Consider the following 2,880-nt stretch of genomic DNA (forward strand, 5'->3'; position numbering starts at 1 on the left):
GACGACAGCGACATCCATCAGATCACCTGGCAGAATGCCTGCCGATTCCTCAACTGGGATCCCTTCACCCACATTTCCCGCGAGGACGCGACAGTCGCGGCACTGCGGGACAAGGCACGCGATGTCGACCTGACCATCCGGCCGCGCGCGGAATGGGCCGAGCGCTACGCCGCCCAGCACATCAGCTGATCACTCGAACAACCGAAGGGCATTGCCATGCATTTGATCGTTTTCTCCAGTCCCCGCGCGGGCATGGACGAGGAATACAACACCTGGTACACCGAGGTGCACATTCCCGACATGCTGTCGATCCCCGGCGTCGAGTCGTGCACCCGATTCCGTGCCCAACCGGTCGGCGGGCAGGCCCCGGAATTCACCTATCAGGCCGACTACCTCATCGACGGCGATGCCGGTGCAGTACTGAAGGAGATCAAGGTTCGCTCCGCCGACGGGCGTTTCACGCTCAGCCCGGCCATCGACCCGGCAGCCATGAAAGTGACTGTCTGGGAATCACTCTGATGGACTTCGAGCTCTCCGACGACCAGCGGCTGTTCCGCTCGACCACGCGCGAATTCCTCGCCAAGTCCGTTCCGCTCGACGTCGTGCGCGGCCTCGCCGCGTCCGGCGTCGGGTTCGACCGCGCATGGTGGCGCCAGGGCGCCGAACTCGGCTGGACCGCACCGCTGGTCCCGGAGCGGCTCGGCGGCGGATCTGTCTCGGCGGTGCCGATGGCCGACCTCGCCCTGGTCGCGATGGAGTTCGGGCGGGCCTGCGCGCCCGGCCCGCTCATCACCACCAGTGCCGTGCTGACCTCGCTGGTCAGGGAGCAGAACCGCTTCGCGGACCTGCTCGCCGCGGTGCTCAGTGGTGAAACCATCGCCGCCTGGGCCCATTACGAGCCGGGACACGGGTTGGGGCCCGCGGCGGTGGATACCGTCGCGGTGCCAGAGGGGGCCGGATTCCGGATCTCCGGCGTCAAGGATCGGGTGGAGTGCGGCGATCAAGCGGACGTGCTGCTGGTTTCCGCGCGCGGTCCCCAGGGGCCGGTGCAGGTGCTGATCGCCGCCGACGCACCGGGCGTCACCGTCACCCCGACCTGGACTCTCGACCTCGTTCGCCGCACCGCGAAAGTCTCGTTGGTCGATGTCGTGGTCGGCGAGGACGCCGTCGTTCAGCGCTATCCGGGCGAGACCGCCGCCGCGCTGGAGACCCAGGTGCAGGTCGCCGCGGCGCTCACCGCCGCGGAGTCGACCGGCGCGGCCGAGCACGCCTTCGACCTCACCGTGCGGTGGATGTTCGACCGCTACACCTTCGGCCGGCAGCTGGCGTCCTACCAGGCGCTCAAACATCGTGCGGCAGAACACAAGACCTCGCTCGAGGCCTGCCGTGCCACCGCCTGGGCCGCGGCCAACGCGTTCCACGGCGACCCGACCAGAACCGCCGAAACGGTCAGCGTCGCGAAATCCTATATCGGCGCCGTCGTGCCCGGCCTGCTCCAGGACTGCGTGCAGATCCACGGCGGCATCGGGGTGACGTGGGAACACGATATGCATCTGTATCTGCGGCGGGTCACCCTCGGGCGCGCGCTGTACGGGACGCCGGAGGAGCATCGCCGTCGCCTCACCGATCTCCTGGACAGGAAGGTCGCATGACCGAACCGAGCACCGCCGAGCTGGAGCCCGTCGACGAATTCCGCGTCCGCGCCCGACGTTGGTTGTCGGACAACCTCACGCCCGCACCGCCCAACCAGCACGGGGAAACCAGCAAGTCCGAGGAATCCTGGCAGCGCGCCAAACAGCTGCAACGCATCCTCTACGACGGCGGCTTCGCCGGCATCTGCTTTCCGAAGGAGTACGGCGGGCTGGGCCTGACACCCGAGCACCAGCGGGTGTTCAGCGAGGAGTCGCGCGCCTACGAGATGCCGCTGGCGCTCAACATCCCGACTCTGACCGTGTGCGCGCCGACGATTCTGGACAAGGGCACCGAGGAACAGAAGCGCACCCACCTCTCGGCGGTGCTGCGCGGCGAGGAACTGCTCGTGCAGTTCCTGTCCGAACCGCGCGGTGGCTCGGACCTGGCCGGGCTCACCACCCGCGCCGAGCGCCGCGGCGATTCCTGGGTCCTCAACGGCGCCAAGATCTGGAGCTCGGGCGCGTACGCCGCCGACTACGGGCTGTGCCTGGCCCGCACCGATTGGTCGGTGCCCAAACACGCCGGGCTCACCATGTTCCTGGTTCCGGTGCGCGCGCCCGGTGTCACTATCCAGCGCATCACCCAGGTCGACGGGTCTCGGGAGTTCTGCCAGGAGTTCTTCGACGATGTCGTGCTGCCCGCGGAGGCGGTGCTCGGCGAGGTCGACGGCGGCTGGGAAACTACGAACCGGCAGCTGTTCCATGAGCGCAGCGCCGTCGGGGGCGCGTCGCCCTACTCCAGCGGCATCCAGACCCACAGTGGGCGCGACATCTCCGGCCTCATCGAATTGGCCAGGCGTACCGGGCAATTGGATGACCCACGGGTCAGGGAGGATCTCGGTGAGGCGCGGGCGCTGAACATGGTGCACGATCAGCTGATCGGCCACATCACCCGCGGTATCGCGGCAGGTGAGTTCGTGCCCGCGGCCGGATCGATGGTCCGGCTGTTCAGCGCCCGGAATTCGTGGCTGCAAGCGGATATGGCGGTGCGGATCGCCGGGGCCGCCGCCGCGACGGGTTGCGACGCCGACGATGCCGCGACCGGACAGGCCGGACAGGATTATCTGATGCGCCAGGCGTGGAGTCTGGCGGGCGGCAGCACCGAGATGGCCCGCAACCAGATCAGCGAGCGGGTCCTCGGGATGCCCCGGGAAGCCGCCGCCGATCGAGGATTGCCGTTCGATCAGGT

Annotated in this window: 3 protein-coding genes and 1 pseudogene; all 4 read left to right on the plus strand. The window is 68.3% G+C overall.

Annotated elements, in window-relative coordinates; all coding sequences use genetic code 11:
- Positions 1-189: pseudogene (locus ACFWF3_RS30650) on the plus strand (amidohydrolase); the annotation flags it as partial.
- A 27-nt stretch (positions 190-216) separates the two neighbouring features.
- Positions 217-519, plus strand: coding sequence for a hypothetical protein (locus tag ACFWF3_RS30655; RefSeq protein WP_378990195.1), 303 nt, complete (start codon positions 217-219; stop codon positions 517-519).
- Positions 519-1,652, plus strand: coding sequence for an acyl-CoA dehydrogenase family protein (locus ACFWF3_RS30660; protein ID WP_379317188.1), 1,134 nt, complete (start codon positions 519-521; stop codon positions 1,650-1,652). The genes ACFWF3_RS30655 and ACFWF3_RS30660 overlap by 1 nt, the downstream gene beginning before the upstream one ends.
- The coding region (locus ACFWF3_RS30665) for an acyl-CoA dehydrogenase family protein (RefSeq protein ID WP_379317190.1) at positions 1,649-2,880 on the plus strand (1,232 nt) is incomplete at its 3' end. The genes ACFWF3_RS30660 and ACFWF3_RS30665, both read left to right, overlap by 4 nt.

It is taken from the genome of Nocardia sp. NPDC060220 (genome assembly GCF_042727815.1).
Taxonomy (GTDB): Bacteria; Actinomycetota; Actinomycetes; order Mycobacteriales; family Mycobacteriaceae; genus Nocardia.

Excerpts from the sequence above, each read along its gene's own strand:
- ACFWF3_RS30655 (WP_378990195.1), top strand. The coding sequence starts at position 217 with ATGCATTTGATCGTTTTCTCCAGTCCCCGCGCGGGCATGGACGAGGAA.
- ACFWF3_RS30660 (WP_379317188.1), top strand. The coding sequence starts at position 519 with ATGGACTTCGAGCTCTCCGACGACCAGCGGCTGTTCCGCTCGACCACG.